This window comes from bacterium, assembly GCA_030697795.1.
Lineage (GTDB): Bacteria > Patescibacteriota > Minisyncoccia > JACQLN01 > JACQLN01 > JACQLN01.
On the sequence record JAUYOV010000009.1, the window covers coordinates 1 to 1511 of the forward strand.

The window sequence follows — 1511 nt, forward strand, 5'->3', positions numbered from 1 at the left end:
ACAACCACTTTGGCGCTTAACGGTTTTATAACAAAACTATCCGTAAAATTTCCGGCTTGGTCGTAAGCGCGCACGGTTATCTTGTAAGCCCAAAATTGCCCTTTTAAAATATACGGCGTTTCGGCCGTCAGCGGAGAAGCGTCAAACCGTTTGGTGAATAAGGAAAGAATCAGCGGGCTTTCCACGATTTCATATTTGGCTACGCCGGAATCCTTATCAACCGCGAAGAAAGAAACAAAATATTTATTATCTCCTATGGTAGGATGACTGCTTACTAAAGGAATAAAACTTTCCGGAGGAACAGTATCCGGCGGAGGAATATACGCTTCTTTAGGTTCTTCCTCCTGCGCCGGTTTAGGCAAAGCTTTGCTTATGATAAGTTTCAAAATCCCGGAGGTGGCCCCTGCGAGTTCCGTGCCTTTGCCGTCGTTAAGCAATATTTTTATGTCTTTTATGTTTATAGCAGCCTGGCCTTCGGATTTAGCGCGCACTCCGAAAGTTAAAATCGGCCCATTGGATCCGGAAAATCCGCCGGGAATGCCGCCGACAAAAGTAATATTTCCGGAAGAATCTATTTTGGGGCGCTCCACCCATAAAGAAATTATGGAGCTGCCGTATCTTACATCAAGAATTTGGAGGTTGGAAGTTGGAACTTGGATTTTGCCGCTTAAGGTGTTTACGGATTGCCCTTTCGTATCCAGCGACAGCGACACGGAAAAGCTGTCTCCGGCGTTGTATGTTGTTTTTAGACTTTTGAGAATTAAACCTTGCGCTTCTGCGATCAATGGAAATATACTAATAGCCAGCAAAAACACTAATAACCACGAATAATAACACGAACAGCCACGAATGAAATAATTTTTGTGGAGTTTCGTGTTGGTAATCCGTGGTATTTCGTGTCTACTTCCGGTCATTGGTATAAATTATTCTTTTAATATAAAGCCTTGGCGACGCAAAATTTATAAAATAACCAAGTTCATATTGGCTGTTTCTTAAATAGTCATATAGCTGATCAATGAACATTTTTGGTATTTTATTTACTGCTTTAAGCTCAATTAAAATTTTATCTTCAACAATAAAATCTGGACGATACAATCCTATAAAGTTTTTGGTTTTAGGCGAATAAATTTTGATAGCTTTCTCTTTTTCAAATTTAACTTTTCTAGCTTTAAGTTCTTCCGCAAATGCATTCTGATAAATACTTTCTTTATGCCCGGAACCAAAATCTTTTCTTACTTCGATAGCAGCCCCCTGCACTTGGTAAGACAACTCCTTATATAATAACTTTTCGTGTTTATTCGTGTCCATATTCGTGTATTTTCGTGTATGGCTAGCTCGCTAGCCGGTCCACCAGAAGAGCATAATGGAAAAATCAAAAATATTTACTATGCCGTCCTGATTGATATCGGCGCAGGGATTTTTAGGACTACGCTGGTTCCAGAAAAAGAGCATTATGGAAAAGTCAATTATGTTTACTTTGCCATCACCATTGATATCGCCGTTTTTATTGC

At 39.8% G+C, this 1511-nt stretch carries 3 protein-coding genes; 1 reads left to right on the forward strand and 2 read right to left on the reverse strand.

The features are described from left to right. Both Q8Q95_04010 and Q8Q95_04015 read right to left on the reverse strand, forming a co-directional pair. Window positions 1-914, reverse strand: a 914-nt coding sequence (locus tag Q8Q95_04010; protein ID MDP3764757.1) for a cohesin domain-containing protein, incomplete at its 3' end; no start/stop codon positions are given. Continuing rightward, window positions 901-1308 (reverse strand): GxxExxY protein, encoded by a 408-nt coding sequence (locus tag Q8Q95_04015; GenBank protein MDP3764758.1) that lies wholly within the window; start codon window positions 1306-1308, stop codon window positions 901-903. The genes Q8Q95_04010 and Q8Q95_04015, both read right to left, overlap by 14 nt. A gap of 18 nt (window positions 1309-1326) precedes the next feature. On the opposite strand from Q8Q95_04015, the gene Q8Q95_04020 reads away from it, so the two are divergent. Further along, window positions 1327-1511, forward strand: a 185-nt coding sequence (locus tag Q8Q95_04020) for a hypothetical protein (protein ID MDP3764759.1), incomplete at its 3' end; no start/stop codon positions are given.

Bases quoted from the DNA above. Each gene is read 5' to 3' on its own strand.
- Q8Q95_04015 (MDP3764758.1), bottom strand. From the start codon at position 1,308: ATGGACACGAATAAACACGAAAAGTTATTATATAAGGAGTTGTCTTAC.